The following is a 19,362-nucleotide window of genomic DNA, read 5'->3' as shown; positions in this document are numbered from 1 at the left end:
TCATAGGCTGACTCTTCCGCAGCCGGTTCCCTTTCATCGCTTACAATCATTGCGCCGGGTTTTCAACTGGGCAGCATTTCGTCAAAGAAAGGTGTTTGCACATGGAGACGATCAACGCTTCTGTCGTATGGACGCACGATCTTTCATTTGTCGGCAGTGCCGATAGCGGTTTCACCGTGAACCTCAGCGCCGATCCGTCGGTGGGCGGCAGCAACGATGGGCTGCGTCCGATGGAGCTGTTGGCGATCGGCTTGGCCGGCTGTACGGCGATGGACGTGCTGTCCATCTTGAAGAAGAAGCGTCAGGAAGTGACCGGCTTCGAGGTTAAAGTGCGCGCCGAACGCGCGCCCGATCATCCCAAAGTCTTTACCGAGATCCTCGTCGAGTATGTCGTGCGTGGGCGCGGGGTTGCTCCAGAGGCAGTTGAGCGCGCTATTGAGTTGTCTGAGACGAAATACTGTCCGGCTCAGGGCATGCTCGGTCGCGTGGTGCCCATTCAGCACACCTATCGGATCATCGAAGAGTCGGCTGCGCCGGCGGCTTAACGCTGCGCGCATTCGCGGTCGCGCAGTTCACAACTTGGGCCGCCCATAGCTCCACGGCGCGCTGTTGGTTATGCAAAATTAGCGTTAGCCGCCGGGCAAGGGGCATGACAACGGGAGCAGCAGTCGGTCCTGTATGCGCGCGTACGGGAATCTGCGCGTCCTGGGCTTATGGACTGCGCGCTGCTCCGCCTTCCCGACGCTGGATCAAAAAAGACAACGCCTCGCTGAAATGGATATCCATGGCGTGGCCGGCGCCGTCGGGGTTGCGATAGCCGATCTCGGTGACGATGGACTCATGCAGCGCATGCACCCGCTCCAGTTGCTGCCGGTTGCGCCGGCGATACAGCGTTTCATGCGTCAAGTCGTTGAGCGCGCCGCGCAGGGAGCGCACCAGATGCGCGATGATGAGATTGCCCGAGGCATCGGCGATCAGCGCGTGCAGGTCATGATCGAGGTCCACGTAAGCGTCGGCGTTGCCGATGTTACGCCGCATGCGCCGGATGATGTCCTGTAGCGCGTCGAGCTGGTCGGGTGTGCGCCGTTGGGCCGCCAGGCGCGCGCTCTGAATCTCGATCGGCTTGCGCGCTTCCATCAGCTCGCGAAAGGGCACGCGCTGCAGCGCGATCGCGTGGGTAAAGTAGGCGCGCAACTGCTGCTCGCCCAAGGGTCGGATGCGCGCGCCGCGCCCGTTGATCACTTCGATCAGCCCTCGTCCTTCCAATTGTTTGATCGCCTCGCGGATGACCGGCCGGCTAACCTGGAAGCGGTTGCCCAGTTCGCCCTCCGAAGGCAAGAATGCGCCCGGGCCTGCTCCGCGCTGAATCAGCTCCGACAAGATGTGATCGGCGAGCCGAGCCGGCAGCGCCGACGATGGCGCTGGATGCGTGATGGGCGTCTCCGGCATAGACCTGTCTTACAGGTGGCCATTGTAGTCGTTGACAGGTCGGCGGGCAAACGGGTATAAAGCAGGTGTTGAATATGAGTGGTTTGCTCGTCGTCGTCCTGGTTATTAGCTTGCTCCTCGTCCTTAGCGACCTGGAGCGAAACCTGTTTAGGACGGCGACTGCGCGGACCTAGCGCATATCCAAAGGATAGAAAGCCCTCCTAAACGGAGGGCTTTTTTGTTAACCCGCGAGCCGTTGAAGTGGTTATAGAAAGGCGGCGGGCTAAATGAAGAGGAGATGACCATGAAGCTGACCGGCGCACAAGTGATCTGGGAGACGATTATTCAACAAGGCACGAACGTGGTATTCGGTTACCCCGGCGGTGCCATTTTGCCCACCTACGACGCTCTGGTGGACTATCAGGACCGCGTGCATCACGTCCTCGTCCGCCACGAAGAGAACGCGGCGCTTGCTGCGGACGCCTATTTCCGCGCTACAGGCAAAGTCGGCGTATGCATGGCCACATCCGGCCCCGGCGCAACCAATCTGGTCACCGGCCTGGCCAACGCCATGATGGACTCGTCGGCGGTGGTGGCCATCACCGGCCAGGTGGCGTCCTATCTCGTCGGCTCGGACGCTTTTCAGGAGACCGACGTGACCGGCGTGACGCTGCCGATCACCAAGCACAACTACCTGGTGATGGACGTGAACGATCTGCCGCAGGTGATGGCCGAGGCGTTCTACATCGCGCGCAGCGGCCGGCCCGGCCCGGTGCTGGTGGATATCTGTAAGGACGTCCAGCAAAAGATGGTGGACTACGAGCCGATCACCAACGTGCAGATGCGGGGCTATCGCGCCATCAAACCCCACGGGCGCCAGGACATCCCGGCGCTGTTGCAGCGCGCCAAAGAGCTGATTGACCACGCGCGCCGGCCGGTCATCTTGGCCGGCCAGGGCATCAAGCACGGCAACGCGCACGAGGAGTTCCGCGCGTTTGTGGAGAAGAGCGGCATTCCGGTGGCCACCACGTTGCTGGGCATCGGCGTGTTGAGCGAGGACCATCCGCTGAACCTGCGCATGATGGGCATGCACGGCGAAGCCTATGTCAACCAGGCCATCGCCAACGCCGACCTGCTGATCGCCCTGGGCATGCGCTTCGACGACCGGGTGACCGGCAACCTCAAGACCTACGCCAAGAACGCTCGCGTGATCCACGTGGACATTGACGCCGCCGAGATCAATAAGAACGTGCCGGCCGACGTGGGCATCGTCGCCAGCGTCAAAGATGTGCTGCGCGAGCTGACGCCGATGATCGAGAAGCGCAGCTACCCGGCCTGGATGGAGCAGATCAACGAATGGCGCGCCGACACCCAGGCGCGCGACGTGCTCAACGTCGAGTTGCCGGACGACATGTTGCTTGCGCCGCATGTGATGCGCGCGATCTGGGAGGAGACGAAGGGCGAGTGCACCATCTGCACCGACGTCGGCCAGCACCAAATGTGGGAGACGCAATACTTCCAGCACACGCGCAAGAACCAGTTGATCACCAGCGGCGGATTGGGCACGATGGGCTTCGCGCTGCCGGCGGCGATCGGCGCCAAGTTCGGCCGGCCGGATGACGAAGTGTGGGCCATCGCCGGCGATGGCGGCTTCCAGATGAGCATCCCCGAACTGGCCACCGTGATGCAGGAGAATCTCGACATCAAAATCGCCATCATCAACAACAACTTCCTCGGCATGGTGCGCCAGTGGCAGGAGCTGATGCACAACCATCGCTACTCCGCCGTGGAGATGTGGACGCCGGACTTCGTGAAGCTGGCGCAAGCCTACGGCATGTGCGGGATGCGGGCGACCAACTTGAAGGAAGCCCGCGAGGTCATCCGTCGCGCCCGCGAACACAAGGGGCCGGCGCTGATCGAGTTCGTCGTGGAGAAGGAGACGAACGTCTTCCCCATGATCCAGCCTGGCAAGTCGCTGAACGAGATGACCCGACGCCCGATCCAGCCTGCGGCGCTCGGCGGCGGGATGGAATTCATGAAGGAGAAAGCGCGGTAGCCATTCGACAGGAGAACCATGCTGATTGACCGAATCGAAGCCCGCAAGAACCCGACCAAGCACACGCTGGTGGCGCTGGTGGAAAATAAACCCGGCGTGCTCAACCGGGTGGCCAGCCTGATGCGCCGGCGCAACTTCAACATCGAGAGCCTGGCCGTCGGCACGACCGAAGATCCGACCGTCTCGCGCATGACCATCGTGATTGACGCCAGCCGAACCAACGCGGCGCTGGTGGAGCGCAACCTCTACAAGCTGGTCAACGTGATTGACGTGCAGGATGTGACCAACCTGCCCACCGTCGTGCGCGAGCTGGCCCTCATCAAGGTGCGGGTGAGCGACGCCCAACATCGCGGCGAGATCAAGCAGATCGCCGACATGTTCCAAAGCCGCGTCGTGGACGTGGCGAAGGAATCCGTCATTATCGAAGTCACCGGCGAGGAGCAAAAGGTGGATTCGATCCTCAACGTGCTGCAGGACTACGGCATCCTGGAAGTCGTCCGCACCGGCCGCATCGCAATGACCCGGGGTTGAGCCCCCTCTCACAACCGAACCCTTCACGACGCAACTACTCACTATGGCTAAGGTTTACTACGACAACGACGCCAATCTCGAACTCCTCAAGGACAAGACCATCGCCGTCATCGGCTTTGGCAGCCAGGGGCACGCCCACGCGCTCAATCTGAAGGACAGCGGCGTGAACGTGGTCGTTGGCCTACCGGAGACCAGCCGGAGCCGCGAGAAGGCCCAAAACGCCGGCTTGCGCGTGATGAACGTGAGCGAAGCGGCGCAGGCCGGCGACTTCATCATGATGCTGGTGCCCGACGTGCCGGCCGCGCAAATCTACCGAGAACACATCGAGCCGCACCTGACCAAGGGCAAGACGTTGATGTTCGCCCATGGCTTCAACATCCACTTCGGGCAGATCGTCCCGCCGACATACGTGGACGTGAGCATGGTCGCGCCCAAAGCGCCCGGCCATACCGTGCGCGGCACCTACCAGGACGGCGGCGGCGTGCCGTGCCTGGTCGCCGTGCACCAGGGTGGGACGCGCGCATTGAAGAACGCGCTCGCTTACGCCAAGGCGATCGGCGGCACGCGCGCGGGCGTCATCCGCACCACGTTCAAAGAAGAGACCGAAACCGACCTGTTCGGCGAGCAGGTCGTGCTGTGCGGCGGCGTCTCGCACCTGATCAAGGCGGCCTTCGAGACGTTGACCGAGGCCGGCTATGCGCCGGAGATGGCCTACTTTGAGTGCCTGCACGAACTCAAGCTGATTGTTGATTTGATGTATCGCGGCGGCTTGAACTTCATGCGCTACAGCGTGAGCGACACCGCCGAATGGGGCGATTACATCAGCGGCCCACGCATCATCAACGACCGCACCCGCGCCGAGATGAAGAAGATCCTGGCCGACATCCAGTCCGGCAAATTCGCCCGCGAATGGATCAAGGAGAATCAGACCGGCCGCAAGCGCTTCAACGAATACCGCCAGCGCGACATCAATCATCCGATCGAGAAAGTCGGGCTGAAGCTGCGGCGGATGATGCCGTGGCTCAACCCGCGCGAGGTCAAGCCCGGCGAAGGCGGCGCGTGATCGAGGACGGGGCCACCGGGGGATGAGGGGACGGGCGATGGCAGCTACTGACATCCGATCGCTGCCCGATGAAAGCATCGCGTCGGTGGGACGCCGCCTCTCCCGGTCGGCCGGACGCGCCTGGTCTGCGTCCATGACGGCCGGGGAGGAGCTGATCCGCCTCGAGCACGTGAACGTCGCGCTGAACGGCGCGCGCGTGCTGCACGACCTCACCTGGTCGTTGCGGCGCGGCGAGAACTGGGCCGTGCTCGGCCCCAACGGCGCCGGCAAGAGCACCTTCCTGCGCCTGTTGCGCGGCGAGATTTGGCCGGCGCCCGTGGACGGCGGGTTACGCATCTACGCCTTCGACGGCCGGCCGACCCAGTCGCCCATCGGCGTGAAGCAGCGCATCGCCATTGTCAGCGCCGAGCAACAACAGCGCTGCCTGCGCGCGCACACGCGCCGATACGGCGACGACTTTCGCCCGCGCATCACGGCGCGCGAGATCGTGTTCACCGGCCTGCTCGACAGCGAGCTGGTCACGCGCAAGCCCACGCCGGCCGAAGCGGCGCGCGTCGCGCAAGTGATGCGCGACATCGGCATCGAAGCCCTGGCCGACGTGCCCCTCGACAAGCTATCCCAGGGACAGTTGCGCAAGGCGCTCATCGCGCGCGCGATCGTCGCCAAGCCGGACGTGCTCATCCTCGACGAAGTGGGCGTCGGACTCGACGCGCGCTCGCGCAGCGCTTTGCTCGACATGATTCAAGGCATCGCCGAGCGAGGCGCGCAGATCCTGATGACCACCCATCGGCGCGACGAACTGATCCCGGCCATCACCCACGTGATGGAGTTCAAGCACGGCCGGATCATCGCGCAGACGCGGCGCAGCGAGACGGCGGATCGCCGGCGCGCCGCGCCGCCGCAATTTCGCGCGATCACCGATTCCCACTCCCGCGACGCCCGCCCCGCGCTGATCAACATCCGCCGCGCCAACGTCGCATCGGACGACGGGACGACGATTGTGCTGCACGACGTGAACTGGCGGATGAACGAGGGCGAGCACTGGATGATCACCGGCGACAACGGCGTCGGCAAGAGCACCCTGCTGCGGCTGATCCTGGGCGAGCTGCGGCCGGCGCGCGGCGGCCAGATCGAGCGCTTCGGGCGCAACGGCTTCGACAACGTGTGGGAGATCAAGAAGCGCATCGGCTACGTCTCGTGCGAATTCCAGGCGCGCTATGCGGCCGACCTGACCGCAGCGCAAGTGATCGCGTCGGGCTTCTTCGCCAGCGTCGGTTGGCTGCAACCGCTGACGCCAGCCCAGCGCCGGCGGCTCCGCGAGGTCATCGCGTGGCTCGACCTGGAGCCGTTGGCCCAACGCAGCATCCTGGAGATGAGCTACGGGCAAGCGCGCAAGGTGCTGGTGGCGCGGGCGTTGGTGAACGCGCCGCGCCTGCTCATCCTGGACGAAGTGTTCGACGGGTTAGATCAAAAGTGTCGCGCCGAACTCGCAGACATCCTAGAAGCGGCATCGCGCGACGCCGGCATCATCTTGGTCGCTCACCACGAGGACGATTGCCTGCCCTGCATCACCCATCGCATGGTCATCGCGGGTGGTCGCATTGTTGCGCAAGAAGCCCGCGTGAAACCTGGAGCAGCCACCCCGCGTATGCAGTTGGAAGAGGATAAGCCATGAACGACCCAAACCGTGTATTGATCTTCGACACCACCCTGCGCGATGGCGAGCAATCGCCCGGCGCAACGCTGAACCTGGCCGAAAAGCTGGAGATCGCGCGCCAGCTCGCCCGGTTGGGCGTGGACATCATCGAGGCCGGTTTTGCGATCGCCTCGCCCGGCGACTTCGAGGCGGTCAGCCGAATCGCTCAGGAGGTTGGCCAGCTCGATCAACCGCCTGTGATCGCCAGCCTCGCCCGTTGCGCCAAGAAGGACATCGAACAGGCGTGGAGCGCCGTGCAGTGGGCCAAGCGGCCGCGCATCCACACCTTCCTGGCCACCAGCGACATCCACTTGAAGTACAAGCTCAAGATCAGCCGCAACGACTGCATCGAGCAGGTGGGCGAGTTCGTCTCGTATGCCAAGAGCTTCTGCGACGATGTGGAGTTTTCGCCGGAGGACGCCGGCCGCAGCGACCCGGAGTTCCTCTGGCAAGTGCTGAGCGTTGCCGTGCAAGCCGGCGCAACCACGCTGAACATCCCCGATACCGTGGGCTACTGCACGCCGCAGGAATACGGCCAGCTCATCGAGGGCATCATCAACAACGTCCCCGGCATCAAAGCGGGCAAGGTGATCGTCAGCGTGCATTGCCACAACGACCTGGGCATGGCCACGGCCAACACGCTGGCCGGCATCAAAGCCGGCGCGCGGCAGGCCGAGGTCACCATCAACGGCATCGGGGAACGCGCCGGCAACACCAGCCTTGAAGAAGTGGTGATGGCGCTGAAGACCCGCCCGCAGTTCTTCGGCGGACTCTACACGAACATTGACACCACCCAGTTGGTGCGCACCAGCAAGATGGTGAGCAGCTTGACCTCGATCCCGGTGCAGCCGAATAAAGCCATCGTCGGCGCCAACGCATTCGCCCACGAGGCCGGCATTCACCAGGATGGCATGTTGAAGAATCCGCTGACCTACGAGATCATGCGGCCGGAGGACGTGGGCTGGAACAGCACCAACCTGGTGTTGGGCAAGCACAGCGGCCGCCATGCCTTTGCCGACCGACTGCGGCAGATGGGCTACGACCTGAACCGCGACGAGCTGGACAAGGCCTTCGAGCGCTTCAAGGCGTTGTGTGACAAGAAGAAGGTGGTCAGCGACGCCGACATTGAGGCGCTGCTCACCGATCAGTTTGAGAGTTTGGGCAACGACTTGTTCAAGCTGGACGAGTTGCACGTGGCCACCGGCACGGGCAATACGCCGGTCGCCAGCGTGCGCCTGATTGATCAGGACGGCGAGCGGCACGAGGACGCCGCGCTCGGCAACGGGCCGGTCAACGCCGTGTGCAATTGCATCAATCGCATCACCGGCGCCAACGCCAAGCTCGTGGAGTTCCACGTGCACGCCGTGACCGAGGGGATTGACGCCATCGCTCACGTCACCATCCGCGTGGAGATGAGCGACAGCGAGGGCAAGAAGTACGTCTTCAGCGGGCGCAGCGCCGATACCGACACGCTGGTCGCCAGCGGCAAGGCCTATCTGGCTGCGGTGAATCGCGGCTTACAGCGCACGCAACTGGCGCGCAGGCCCGTGGCCGAGTCCGTCTAGCGCATGCTCACGCTCTTCCACACCGCCGCGTCCAACGTTGCGCTATTCGACGCGCTGCTCAAGCAGCTTGCGCCGGACATTCCCGCGCGCCACGTCGTGGATGAGGCGATCCTGCGCGAGGTGCGCGCCGCCGGCGCCGTGACGCCGGCGGTGATCGCGCGCGTGCGCGCCGCTCTCGCCCCGCTCACCGGCCCGCAGTCTTTCGTGCTGTGCACCTGCTCTTCGATCGGCGGGCTGGCCGAGCAATCCGGCGCGCGCGTGATGCGCGTGGATCGCCCGATGGCCGAGCGCGCTGTGTCGCTCGGCCGCCGCATCGCCATCGCGGCCACCCTGCAGAGCACGTTGGCCCCGACCCAGGCGCTGATCCAGGACGTCGCACGGCAAGCCGATAAGGCCGTCGAGACCGGCGCGCTGTTCATCTCATCGGCGTGGCCGTTGATCGAGCGCGGCGACCCAGCCGGCTATGCCCGCGAGATCGCCGCCGCCTTGGCCGACGCCTGCGCGGGCGACCGGTTCGACGTGATCGTGCTGGCGCAGGCCAGCATGGCCGTCGCCGAGCCGCTGTGCGCCGACCTGCCCTGCCCAGTCTTGAGCAGCCCCCGGTTGGGGGTGGAAGCCGCCGCGCGCGCGTATCGGGCGCGCTTCTCAGACCCCTTATCTTCTGAAGCACCATCCAATCGCGTAGAATCCTGACCGGCTATGAACGACCGACCCCGAACGCTCTTTGAAAAGATTTGGGATGCGCACGTCGTGGCGCAAGAGCCGGACAGCCCGGCCGTCCTCTACATTGACCTCCACCTGGTGCACGAGGTGACCTCGCCGCAGGCCTTCGAGGGCTTACGGTGCCGCGGCTTGAAGGTGCGTCGGCCCGACCGCACCTTCGCCACGCTCGATCACGGCATCCCCACGCACGACCGCCGCCTGCCGATTGTGGACGAGATGGCGCGCAAGCAGATCGAGATGATGGAGCGCAACGCTGCCGAGAACGGCATTACGCTCTACGGCATCAAGACCGGCGCCGACAAGCAAGGCATCGTGCACGTGATCGGCCCGGAGCTGGGGCTGACCCAGCCGGGCATGACCATCGTGTGCGGCGATAGCCATACCGCGACCCACGGCGCCTTCGGCGCGCTCGGCTTTGGCATCGGCACCAGCGAGGTGGAGATGGTGCTGGCCACCCAGTGCCTGTTGCAGCGCAAGCCCAAGACGATGAACGTGCGCATTGACGGCGCGCTCAAGCCCGGCGTCACGGCCAAGGACATCATCCTGGGCCTCATCGCCAAGTATGGCGTGGGCGCAGGCACCGGCTATGTGTTCGAATACACCGGCGAGGCCATCCGCCGGCTCTCGATGGAAGAACGGATGACCATCTGCAATATGAGCATCGAAGGGGGCAGCCGCGCCGGCATGATCGCCCCCGACGACACCACCTTTGAGTGGATGGCCGGTCGCGAGTTTGCCCCGAAGGGCGCAGATTGGGATCGCGCGCTGGCCTACTGGCGCACCCTCCCCACGGACGAGGGCGCCCGCTACGACGCCGAGATCTCGCTCGACGCCGGCGCGCTCGAGCCGATGATCACCTACGGCACCAACCCCGGTATGGGGATGCCGATCACCGGCCGCGTGCCCGACCCCGACCAGGTCGGCGATCCGGCGCACAAAGCGGCGCTGCAGAAGGCGCTGGCCTACATGGGCCTGCGGCCCAACCAGCCATTGCTGGGCCACCCGGTGGACGTGGTGTTCATCGGCAGTTGCACCAACTCGCGCATCAGCGACCTGCGCGAAGCGGCCCGCTTGTTGAAGGGGCGCAAGGTGAAGGAAGGCTTGCGCGTCATGGTGGTGCCCGGCAGCGCTCAGGTGAAGCGGCAAGCCGAGCGCGAAGGACTCCACGAGATCTTCCTGGCCGCCGGCGCGGAGTGGCGCGAGCCAGGCTGCAGCATGTGCATCGCCATGAACGGCGACCAACTCGAACCCGGCCAGTACGCCATCAGCACCAGCAATCGCAACTTCGAGGGCCGCCAGGGCAAAGGCGGGCGCACCTTCCTGGCCTCGCCGCTGACCGCCGCTGCCAGCGCCATCACCGGCGTCATCACCGACGCGCGGACGCTGTTGCAGTAGTCGCTCCGCGCAACGAGTACCCCGCTATCGGCAACTATGACCTGCTTCACAACGCTCACCAGCAAGATCGTTCCGCTGCCGGTGGACAACGTGGACACCGACCAGATCATCCCCGCGCGCTTCCTGAAGGTGACCGACAAGGCCGGCCTGGGCGACAACCTGTTCGCCGACTGGCGCTACGACGCCGAGGGGAACCCCAAACCCGACTTCGTGCTGAACCGCCCGGAGATGAAGGGCCGCCAGGTGCTGCTGGTCGGCGACAACTTCGGATGCGGCTCGTCGCGCGAGCATGCGCCCTGGGCGTTGACCGGCTACGGCTTCCGCGCGGTGATCAGCACTTCGTTCGCCGACATCTTCCGCAACAACGCGCTGAAGAATCGTCTGCTGCCGGTGATCGTGGACAAGCCCACCCACCAACAGCTCTTCAGCCTGTGCGAAGAAGCCCCCGATTTCGAGGTGACGATTGACCTGGCGGCGCAAACGCTCACCCTGCCCGATGGGCGCGCCGTCGGCTTCCCGATTGATGCCTTCAGCAAGGCGTGCCTGCTGAACGGCGTGGACGAGATCGGCTACGTGTTGCGCATGACCGACCAAATCCTGGCTTTCGAGGCGGCGCATCACAAGTGAACGCTGCGCAAGCGATCACCTGCGCGGCATTGGGTGGATAATCGCGCCGGCGATGACGACATGAACGCGATGACGCCTCCCCCCGCCAGCCGCGAGGAGCTGGTCGCCGCCTTGCATGCGCGCGGCCTGTGTTATCTTGCGCCCACGCCGCGCGGCGATGAGCGCCCGCTGGACGACGATGAGCTGATCGCCGGCTTGGCGGCATCCCCGGATGCGCGCCTGCGCTTCGCGCTGGCCGCTCTGTTGCTGGCGCATCCCGCGCTGGCCGAGCGCGCCGCCGCCCTCGTCCAGGGTCAAGCGTCGTTCGCGCTCGACGACGCAGCGCGCGCCGAAATCCGGAAGCAGTACCTCGCCGCGATGTATTTGCAGCGCATGTGGCGCACGCGGCTCAGGATGCACTTCGGCGAGACGCCGTTGATTCAGGAACGCTTCGCGCGCGAGATGGGGCTGCCGCCGGCCGACGCGATGTTCGGCGAGCTGGGCTTGCGCGCCCTCACCGAGCGCAGCGCTTATAACGACTGGTCGTCCTACGAGCAGGTGGTGGATCTGCTGTGCGAGCAGCCGTGCGCGACGCCCGACTTCTCGCTGCCGACTCCCCATACCGCTCCTGCGCATCGGGAGTCGGGAGTTGGGAGCAACACCCCTCGGTAACATGCGCCCGCCAATAGACCGCTTGCGCGTGCACTACTTCTTGGTGAAGCTCGGCATCGAGTTTCGCCACCCGGCGCGGGTATATCTCGTCGGCGGCACGACGTTGGTGTATGAAGGGCTGCGCGATCAATCGCTCGATATTGACATCCATTACGAAGTGGACGACGAACATGAGGCCGAGTTTGCCCAGGTGGTGCGCCGACTGAAAGAGGAACTGCAGATCAACGTCGAGCAAGCCTCGCCCGGCGACTTTATCCCGTTGCCGGCGGGCTGGAAGGAGCGCGCCAAGCACGTCGGCCGCTTCGGCCAGGTGGACGTTTTTCACTTCGACCTCTACAGCACGGCGCTCAGCAAGATCGAACGCGGGCGCGAAGGCGACTTCCAGGACGTGCTGGCGCTGCTGCAATCCGGCCAGATCGAGATGGACATGCTTCGCCAAGCCTTCAATAACATCCTGCCCCGCGTGGAGCGCGAGAGCCTGAAGCGCAACCCGGAACGCTTCCGGCGCAACTTCGCCGCGCTGGAGGCGATGCTCGCTGCGGACGGCGCAAAGGACGACTGACACGGAGGACGGATCGGCGTGGTCTTCCTGCGACTCTTCGGCCTGCTGCTCAGTTCGTCGGGCGCGATCCTGTTGCTGGTCGGCATCATCTGTGGGACAGCCTTCCAGGCTGTCTAGGACAGGCCAGAACGTTTGGCTGTTTCGTGCGGTTGGAAGGCAGGCCGCGCCTGCCCAGGGGTGTTGCTGCTGTCGGTCGGCGCCCGCGCCGGCGAACGCATATCCGAGAAGCAGAGAGCCAGGACGGAGAAGCAGGCTTGAACGGGGTTGACAACTGCCTCTGAAGGGGTAGACTTTTTAGCAGAACAATGCGCGCGATCGCTCTGCAGACTATCGCTATTATTTCGATTCGCGTTTCGATTATTCGGAGCGCGAATCGTGGGCACGGGTCGGGGCAGGCGAGCTGATCGCGCCAGTGATCGTGAGCAGGCAAATCACAGAGCCTTCCGCAACCCGGAAGGCTCTGTTCATTTCGATTTGCGACCACGCAGAAATCGAATGAACGAGCGAGGCTGATTCTGATGACGACGATGCTTTACGACACGACGCTGCGAGATGGCACACAGGGCGAGGGCGTCAACTTATCCGTCGAGGATAAGCTGCGCATCGCGCAGCGGCTGGACGCATTTGGCATGCACTACATTGAGGGCGGCTGGCCCGGCAGCAACCCGAAGGACGCCGAGTTCTTCGCGCGGGCGAAGACGCTGGACTTCAAACATGCGCGGCTGGCCGCCTTTGGCAGCACGCGCAAGGCCAACACCAACGTCGAGCAAGACCCGCAGATTCGCGCGTTGCTCGACGCCGGCACGCCGGTGGTCACGCTGGTCGCCAAGACCAGCCCCTTGCACGTGACGCACGTGCTGGAGACGACGCTGGAGGAGAATCTGAAGATGATCGGCGACAGCGTGGCCTTCTTCAAGGCGCGCGGTCGAGAGGTGGTGCACGACGCCGAGCATTTCTTCGACGGCTTTAAGCTGGACAAGGACTACGCGCTGGCCACGCTGCGCGCCGCGCGCGACGCCGGCGCCGACTGGCTGGTGTTGTGCGACACCAACGGCGGCAGTATGCCCTGGGAGGTCGAGGAGATCACGCGGTTCACGATCGGCGAGTTGCAGCGAGGCGAACGTCAAGTCGGGAGTCGGGCGTCGGAGGTGAAGTTTGGGATTCACACCCACAACGACGCCGGCGTGGCCGTGGCCAACGCGCTGGCGGCGGTGCGCGCCGGCTGCGTGCAGGTGCAGGGCACCATCAACGGCATCGGCGAGCGGGTGGGCAACTGCGACCTGGTGACCACGCTGGCCAACTTGAAGCTGAAGATGAACGACGACTGCGTGAGCGACGAGCAACTGCGAGGGCTCACCGAACTGGCGCGCTACGTCTTCGAGATCGCCAACCTCACCCTCGACATCCGCCATCCCTACGTCGGGCAGGCGGCCTTCGCGCACAAAGGCGGCATCCACGTCGCCGCCATCCTCAAGGTGGAAGAGAGCTACCAACACGTTGACCCGGCGCGCGTGGGCAACCAGAAGCGCGTGTTGGTGAGCGAGCTGAGCGGCCGGGGCAACATCGCCTACAAAGCCAGAGAGTTCGGCCTCAACCCCGACGGCGTCGAGGTCAAGCAGGTGTTGCAGCGCATCAAGGAGATGGAGAACCGCGGCTTCTTCTTCGAGGGCGCCGACGCCAGCGTGGAATTGATGCTGCGCCGCGCGCAGCCCGGCTACGTCAAGTTATTCGAACTGCTGGATTACATGGTGGTCGTCGAGCATCGCGACGGGCGCGGCGTGCTGGCCGAGGCGACCGTCAAGATCAAGGTGGACGACGAGATCACCCATACCGCTGCGGAGGGCGACGGGCCGGTGAACGCGCTCGACCTGGCCACGCGCAAGGCGCTGTTGCCGCACTACCCCAAGCTGAAAAAGATGCGCCTGGTGGACTACAAGGTGCGCATCATTGACAGCGACAAAGCGACCGGCGCCACCACGCGCGTGACGATTGACTCGACCAACGGCCACCGCACCTGGACGACGGTCGGCTGCTCGTCCAACATCGTAGATGCCTCATGGCAGGCGTTGGCCGACTCGATGGAATACGCGTTGCTCGTGGCGTAGCGTGCCAAGGGCGAGCAGGATTAGACCGCTTCAGATGACGGGGGTATTGTCCGCCTGGATCGCAATTCACCTCCGGCGCCTGAGATGTAAAAAGCAACTGCGCGATCTACAATAACTTGACAGATCGGCGGGATTTTTGGAACGACGGGCATGTTGGCATAATTAACGATGGTGGGACAAAGGGAATCAGCCATGGTCTCTTCTTCTCAACGCATCACCCTGAAGACATTAACCCCGCTCTGGACCGGCGGCGTGGACCAGACCAGCGACCGTCTGCACGAGACGGGCCTGATCGGCTCGCTGCGCTGGTGGTACGAAGCCTTGGTGCGCGGCCTGGGCGGGTATGCGTGCGACCCGACGAGTGAGGACCGCTGCCCAGATAAGGATGGGAAACACTGCGTAGCCTGTGAATTGTTCGGCTGCACGGGCTGGGGGCGAAAGTTCCGGTTGCGTGCGCTAAATGAGCAGGGACAACCCATCGAAGATGCTCTGGCGGAAAACATCACCTTTCATCTGGAATTCTTGGAACTGCGCCCAATCACTGAAGAGGAAAAGTGGTTACTGACCAAATCTGTGGAAATTGCTGCCAGATATGGCGCGTTGGGAGGAAAGACAACCCTCAAGCCGCAAAAAGGGAAAATCGGTGAAGATTATGGCATTGTTCAGATAATCACTCTACCCAATATAGCAAGACCTGACATTCCCCGCTTTCTTTCGCAATTTCGGCAAGTGACACCCAAAGATGCAGCAGATTTACGCTGGTTCTTTTTCATCAAAGGGTCTTTTCTCTGGCGCAAGCAAATGAACGATCTGATGGGGCTTTCAGAAAACGGACAAGAGATTACAGGAAACAAACACTATCAGCAATTCTTACGCGGCAGGCGTGGCGACGCAACACATGACGCCATTAGCAAAAAACTTTTTTCATTTCGTGCCGACGGCGGGTGCATTTGGGGATATGCCAGGGATGCCAAAATGCGCGACGAGATTAGCCATCAAATCAAACAGACGCTTGGCACAGGAAAGTATACGGTAAAAACCGGCGAGGAGGTGCTCCGTGAGTTATGACCTGTACATTGACCAACCGCAAGGTGACGAGGCCACGCAACTGCGCTTGCTGGTCACAAAGGATAGCCCCTTACCCTCCTATCTGAAACTGATACATGGGACGTTTGACAAAAAGAGCAAGCAGCGGACGCCTGGCGCTTTCAATCAGTTCATCAGTCATCAGCAGGAGCAATTACAGAAGCTCGGAATCAACCCGCCTCAACCACCCAACCTCACCCTCCTCCCTCCCGGCTCCTGGTTCCTCCAGTTTACCTTCACCCTGGCCAAGCCTTGGATGAGCAAGGATGATGACCCCTTTTACGTGGCCGAGAGCGTCAACCCGGTGCGCAAGGACAAGGTCTTCAAAGTGCCGATGATGGCCGCCGCTTCCTGGAAGGGGCTCTTGCGCTGGACAGTGATGCACATCCGCTTGGTGAAACAAAAGAGCAGCCTGACGCCTGAGCAATTTGCCCAGGAGCGCTTCCGGCAGGCTTTGCTCTTCGGCGACGAAAAGGGTGAGGAGCCGGGCGGGACCAAAGACTTCGCCGCTTACCTGGACAGACTCAAGCCCGAAGCCCGCGCCGAATACGAGCGTCTGTTGCGTCGCTATTATGATCTCCAGGACGAAGATCCACTCCCCCATCACAGCGGCCGCCTGCTGTTCTACCCGACCTTCTTCGATGCAATTGACGTGGAGGTGATCAACCCGCACTCGCGCAAAACGAAAGCCGGCACGCACCCCATTTACCTGGAATGCGTCCCCGCCGGCGCAAGCGGCACCTTCTCCCTGCTCTACGTCCCCTTCGACCTGATCGGCAAGCCCAAAGACGAAATTAGCAAGCAGGCGCTGGCTGACCTCCAACTCGTAGCCGAAGGGCTGCAGGCCATGTTCCTCACCTACGGATTCTCGGCCAAGCGCACCAGCGGATACGGAACGGCAAGGGAAACAGTGGCGGATGGTTTCTTCCAGATTCGCATTGAAGAAACGCCTGCTCAACCTGCCGCCGCACCGCCGCCAACCACCGCTGCCCAATCGCTGCCCAAATACCTTCAAGCCCCCGGCAAACTCAAGGACGAATATCTCAACCCCGATGGCACCTTCCGCGAGCGCAACGAAGCAGAATTGAAAGCCATGAAAAAGTCGGATCGTCAGGAATACGACAAAGCCAAAAAGTGGTGGGAGCGCGAAGGCAAAGCGCTGACAGAACAACCATCTCCACCTGCGGAAACGCAACCCGCTGCGGAAGAAGCCCCGCCGCCAGCCTGGTTGAAGCGCAAGTTTACTTCGTTCGTCCAATTGGTTGACGAAGCCAAGAAATTACAACCCAAGGAGGCCAGCCATGAGTAACGTGCCCTCTCTTCAACCTCTCGCCAACAACCGCGACGCCCTGCTGCTGGCGGAAGCCATTGGCTGGCTGCACGATTACCGCAAGTGTTCAGAAGAGCATTTGCAAACGCAAGCCCCGGGCAGTAATACTCAAGCGTTGCAGCGAACCGAACTGGCAAACAAGCAACCGAACCTACAGAGCATCTCTCCGGCACTGCAATCAATTCAACAAAATCAACAAAATTCGTGCAGTGTGATAGATTTACTTGATGACCGAAAGTGGAATCAATCCACGTTGGGACAGTTTCTCTCTCGCTGCCACAATACGTCGCACTTTGACAAGCAAGAACCCGTTGACGGTAAGCAAACTTATCCTGGTACACGAATGAGTTCCCCCTTTGGTTTTGAGCAACCAGTTGGCACGAACCTGACTCAAAATCTGTGGAGCTTGCCCTGGAACGATTTAACTCAGGTTGCTCAAAAAAGACAGCATTTAAGGGAGCAAATCAGTTCATTATTTTCTCAAACGGTCGCAGACAGCCGACGTCCCATCAACGAAGTGGATTTATGGAGCTGGGGTGCCTTCGTAGGCGCACTGTATAAGGCGGCGCTTGCCGGAGCATTGTTGACAGGCACAACGCCCGCGCCCCAAAGTTTACAATGGCGCTTGCTCAGCATTCGAGTGGATGGTCTGGCTTACATTTCTAATGTTGCGCGTATTCCAGATCTGCTGGCTCGCCAACAGTTACTCGTCGGGGCACTTGATACTGTGCGTGATTTACTTGAAGTCACCTATCCGTTGGGGAGCGAAGTATATCGGGATGAGAATGGCAGCGTTTTTATCGTGCCTGATGTACCTGACCTGCTTGATGCAAGTGATGGACAAGGGGTGACTCTTCGCGCCGAAATCGTGCGGGCCTTTAGCCAAACAATGAATGGCGAACTATTACCTGAGGTAACTTTGGAGCAGAATCCCTGGTGGGGGCAAGATCCAAATTGGCCAAATGCAACCAACGACAGGTTGCCTAATGTCAAGAAAATGCTGACCATCCCAATTGTTGCGTCTGTGGACGTGTCGGCTATCGAGTCGTTGTGGAAGGGTAAGGAAGGAAACTGGGAACTCTGCCCCGTCTGCCGTCTGCGCCCCAAACAGGAAAGCAAAGACACCTGCGCGCACTGCGAAAAGCGTCGCGGCTCGCGCATTGCGGCTTGGGAGAAAGACCCCCATCGCACCATCTGGATGGACGAACTCGCTGACGCCAACAGCCGCGTCGCGCTCCTCATCGGCAAGTTCGGCCTGGACGACTGGCTCTCCGGCGACCTGGTGCAGACCTTGTTGGTCAAGGCCGACCCGCAAAACAACACCTTCACGCCCAAGAACCCCTCCCCGGCCCGCCTGCGCCGCGTCTGGGAAACCTGCCAGAGATTCTGGACGGAGACGGTTCAATCTATCCTGGACGCTTTGCCAGGCCGGGAGCGCTGGCTGTTGGAAGTGCAAGAAACGGATCTACCACATCAAGGCGTTGTCTGCGATGGCACGCTCAATGGGCAGCCGATCAGCGTTTGGCGCTTGAACGGCGCATTGCTCACCGTTTCGTTTGTGCCGGAGCAGCCCAGTGTAGGCCAATTGCACATTACCTGGGAGGACCAGAGACAGAAAAGGCTAGCAACTTATCAGGTGAAAGATGTGAAGAAGCCGTCGGCAGATTATCTCTGCTACCACCCGACTTTGACCTTGCTCGCCTCGCCCGATCAGTTCCTCGCCCTCGTCCCCGCCGCCGATGCTGTGGAGATCACCAATAAAATTCGCGGTGAGTACGAAACGCAATTCGGCAAAGTGCAAAACCGCCTGCCGCTCTTTCTGGGCATCGTCTTCTTCCCGCGCAAGATGCCGCTGATGGCGGTGATGGATACGGCGCGGCGGATGCTGGAGCAGGTAGAGTTCAAAGAGGAAACATGGCAGGTAGAATGCAGTTGCCCCTCGGAAGATAAGCTGACCCGACACCTGCGCCTCGCCAAAGATCAGGCGCGTATCGTCTATGAGGTTCCAGTCAGAATGGGTGACAAGCACACCGACGATCTCTGGTATCCCTATTTCTTCTTTCAGGGGAACCCTACTGCTCGTCCGTTACGCTTTCAACACAATGGGCGCTGGCTGGTCCATGCCAACGATCTGCGTGAAGAGGATACTATCCTCGTCACCCCCTCGCGCTTCGCCTACATTTTTCTGGAAAGCACCGCCCAGCGCTTCCGCTTTGACTCACAAGCAGACATGATGTTGCTGGACGAACTGCCGCACCTGATCAAGATGTGGGCTGATTTGAAACAAAGCGGCATCACCGACACCGGCCTGCACGCTGTATCGGCCTTGCTGGAGACGAAGCAAGCCTCCTGGGGAAGCGGCCAGGAATTTGACCGCCTGGTCCGAACGACCCTCAAAGAAGCCGGCCTGCTGCCTAACGTGGTCAGGCCGGAAGATGTCCAGAACGGACGATTCTTCCGCTGTCTGGAACTCTACCAGCACATTCTCAAACAAAAAGTTCACTAAGGAGGGCCGACATGGCTTATCAACCTGATGTCCCCAAG

General features: G+C 62.1%; 16 protein-coding genes. 15 read left to right on the top strand and 1 reads right to left on the bottom strand.

All coding sequences use genetic code 11. The annotated features are described in order from the left end of the window. Positions 1–101 precede the first annotated feature (101 nt). Complete coding sequence (locus GXH28_RS10145; RefSeq protein WP_169238910.1) at positions 102–545, top strand: OsmC family protein; 444 nt, start codon at positions 102–104, stop codon at positions 543–545. Between the two features lie 166 nt (positions 546–711). Here GXH28_RS10145 and GXH28_RS10140 read toward each other — a convergent pair whose 3' ends face one another. Next, complete coding sequence (locus GXH28_RS10140; RefSeq protein ID WP_169238909.1) at positions 712–1,449, bottom strand: FadR/GntR family transcriptional regulator; 738 nt, start codon at positions 1,447–1,449, stop codon at positions 712–714. Between the two features lie 277 nt (positions 1,450–1,726). Between GXH28_RS10140 and ilvB the strand changes: the two genes are divergently transcribed. The 14 genes from ilvB (at position 1,727) to GXH28_RS10070 (ending at position 19,324) form a co-directional block, all read left to right on the top strand. Beyond that, complete coding sequence (ilvB, locus tag GXH28_RS10135) at positions 1,727–3,484, top strand: biosynthetic-type acetolactate synthase large subunit (RefSeq protein WP_320447947.1); 1,758 nt, start codon at positions 1,727–1,729, stop codon at positions 3,482–3,484. Between the two features lie 18 nt (positions 3,485–3,502). Further along, positions 3,503–4,015 (top strand): acetolactate synthase small subunit, encoded by a 513-nt coding sequence (gene ilvN / locus GXH28_RS10130; protein WP_169238908.1) that lies wholly within the window; start codon positions 3,503–3,505, stop codon positions 4,013–4,015. A 43-nt stretch (positions 4,016–4,058) separates the two neighbouring features. Further along, positions 4,059–5,078, top strand: a complete 1,020-nt coding sequence (gene ilvC / locus GXH28_RS10125) for a ketol-acid reductoisomerase (RefSeq protein ID WP_169238907.1) — start codon at positions 4,059–4,061, stop codon at positions 5,076–5,078. Between the two features lie 37 nt (positions 5,079–5,115). After that, positions 5,116–6,753, top strand: coding sequence for an ATP-binding cassette domain-containing protein (locus tag GXH28_RS10120; protein WP_169238906.1), 1,638 nt, complete (start codon positions 5,116–5,118; stop codon positions 6,751–6,753). After that, complete coding sequence (locus GXH28_RS10115) at positions 6,750–8,339, top strand: 2-isopropylmalate synthase (protein WP_169238905.1); 1,590 nt, start codon at positions 6,750–6,752, stop codon at positions 8,337–8,339. Before GXH28_RS10120 ends, GXH28_RS10115 begins: the two co-directional genes overlap by 4 nt. Before the next feature lie 3 nt (positions 8,340–8,342). Further along, positions 8,343–9,032 (top strand): hypothetical protein, encoded by a 690-nt coding sequence (locus GXH28_RS10110; RefSeq protein WP_169238904.1) that lies wholly within the window; start codon positions 8,343–8,345, stop codon positions 9,030–9,032. Between the two features lie 6 nt (positions 9,033–9,038). Continuing rightward, positions 9,039–10,457, top strand: a complete 1,419-nt coding sequence (leuC, locus tag GXH28_RS10105) for a 3-isopropylmalate dehydratase large subunit (RefSeq protein WP_169238903.1) — start codon at positions 9,039–9,041, stop codon at positions 10,455–10,457. Positions 10,458–10,493: 36 nt separating this feature from the next. Continuing rightward, a complete protein-coding gene (leuD, locus tag GXH28_RS10100) occupies positions 10,494–11,084 on the top strand; it encodes a 3-isopropylmalate dehydratase small subunit (protein ID WP_169238902.1) in 591 nt (196 codons plus the stop codon). Positions 11,085–11,144: 60 nt separating this feature from the next. After that, complete coding sequence (locus GXH28_RS10095; RefSeq protein ID WP_169238901.1) at positions 11,145–11,735, top strand: hypothetical protein; 591 nt, start codon at positions 11,145–11,147, stop codon at positions 11,733–11,735. 1 nt (position 11,736) lies between these two features. Further along, the gene (locus GXH28_RS10090) at positions 11,737–12,297 is read left to right on the top strand and encodes a DUF6036 family nucleotidyltransferase (RefSeq protein ID WP_169238900.1); all 561 of its coding nucleotides are present in this window, start codon (positions 11,737–11,739) and stop codon (positions 12,295–12,297) included. Positions 12,298–12,815: 518 nt separating this feature from the next. Further along, positions 12,816–14,402 (top strand): citramalate synthase, encoded by a 1,587-nt coding sequence (cimA, locus tag GXH28_RS10085; protein ID WP_169238899.1) that lies wholly within the window; start codon positions 12,816–12,818, stop codon positions 14,400–14,402. Positions 14,403–14,594: 192 nt separating this feature from the next. Next, a complete protein-coding gene (gene cmr1, locus GXH28_RS10080; protein ID WP_169238898.1) occupies positions 14,595–15,470 on the top strand; it encodes a type III-B CRISPR module RAMP protein Cmr1 in 876 nt (291 codons plus the stop codon). Then, on the top strand, positions 15,460–16,797 hold the full coding sequence (locus tag GXH28_RS10075) for a hypothetical protein (protein ID WP_169238897.1): 1,338 nt from the start codon (positions 15,460–15,462) through the stop codon (positions 16,795–16,797). Before cmr1 ends, GXH28_RS10075 begins: the two co-directional genes overlap by 11 nt. Next, entirely contained in the window at positions 16,790–19,324 is a 2,535-nt protein-coding gene (locus GXH28_RS10070; RefSeq protein ID WP_169238896.1) for a CRISPR-associated protein Csx11, read from the top strand. The genes GXH28_RS10075 and GXH28_RS10070 overlap by 8 nt, the downstream gene beginning before the upstream one ends. The last annotated feature ends 38 nt before the right edge of the window (positions 19,325–19,362 follow it).

Source organism: Candidatus Roseilinea sp. NK_OTU-006 (genome assembly GCF_012931985.1).
Classification (GTDB): Bacteria; Chloroflexota; Anaerolineae; order J036; family Brachytrichaceae; genus JAAFGM01.
Note: the sequence above shows the minus strand (reverse complement) of the source record. Positions and strands in the feature narration are given on the sequence as shown.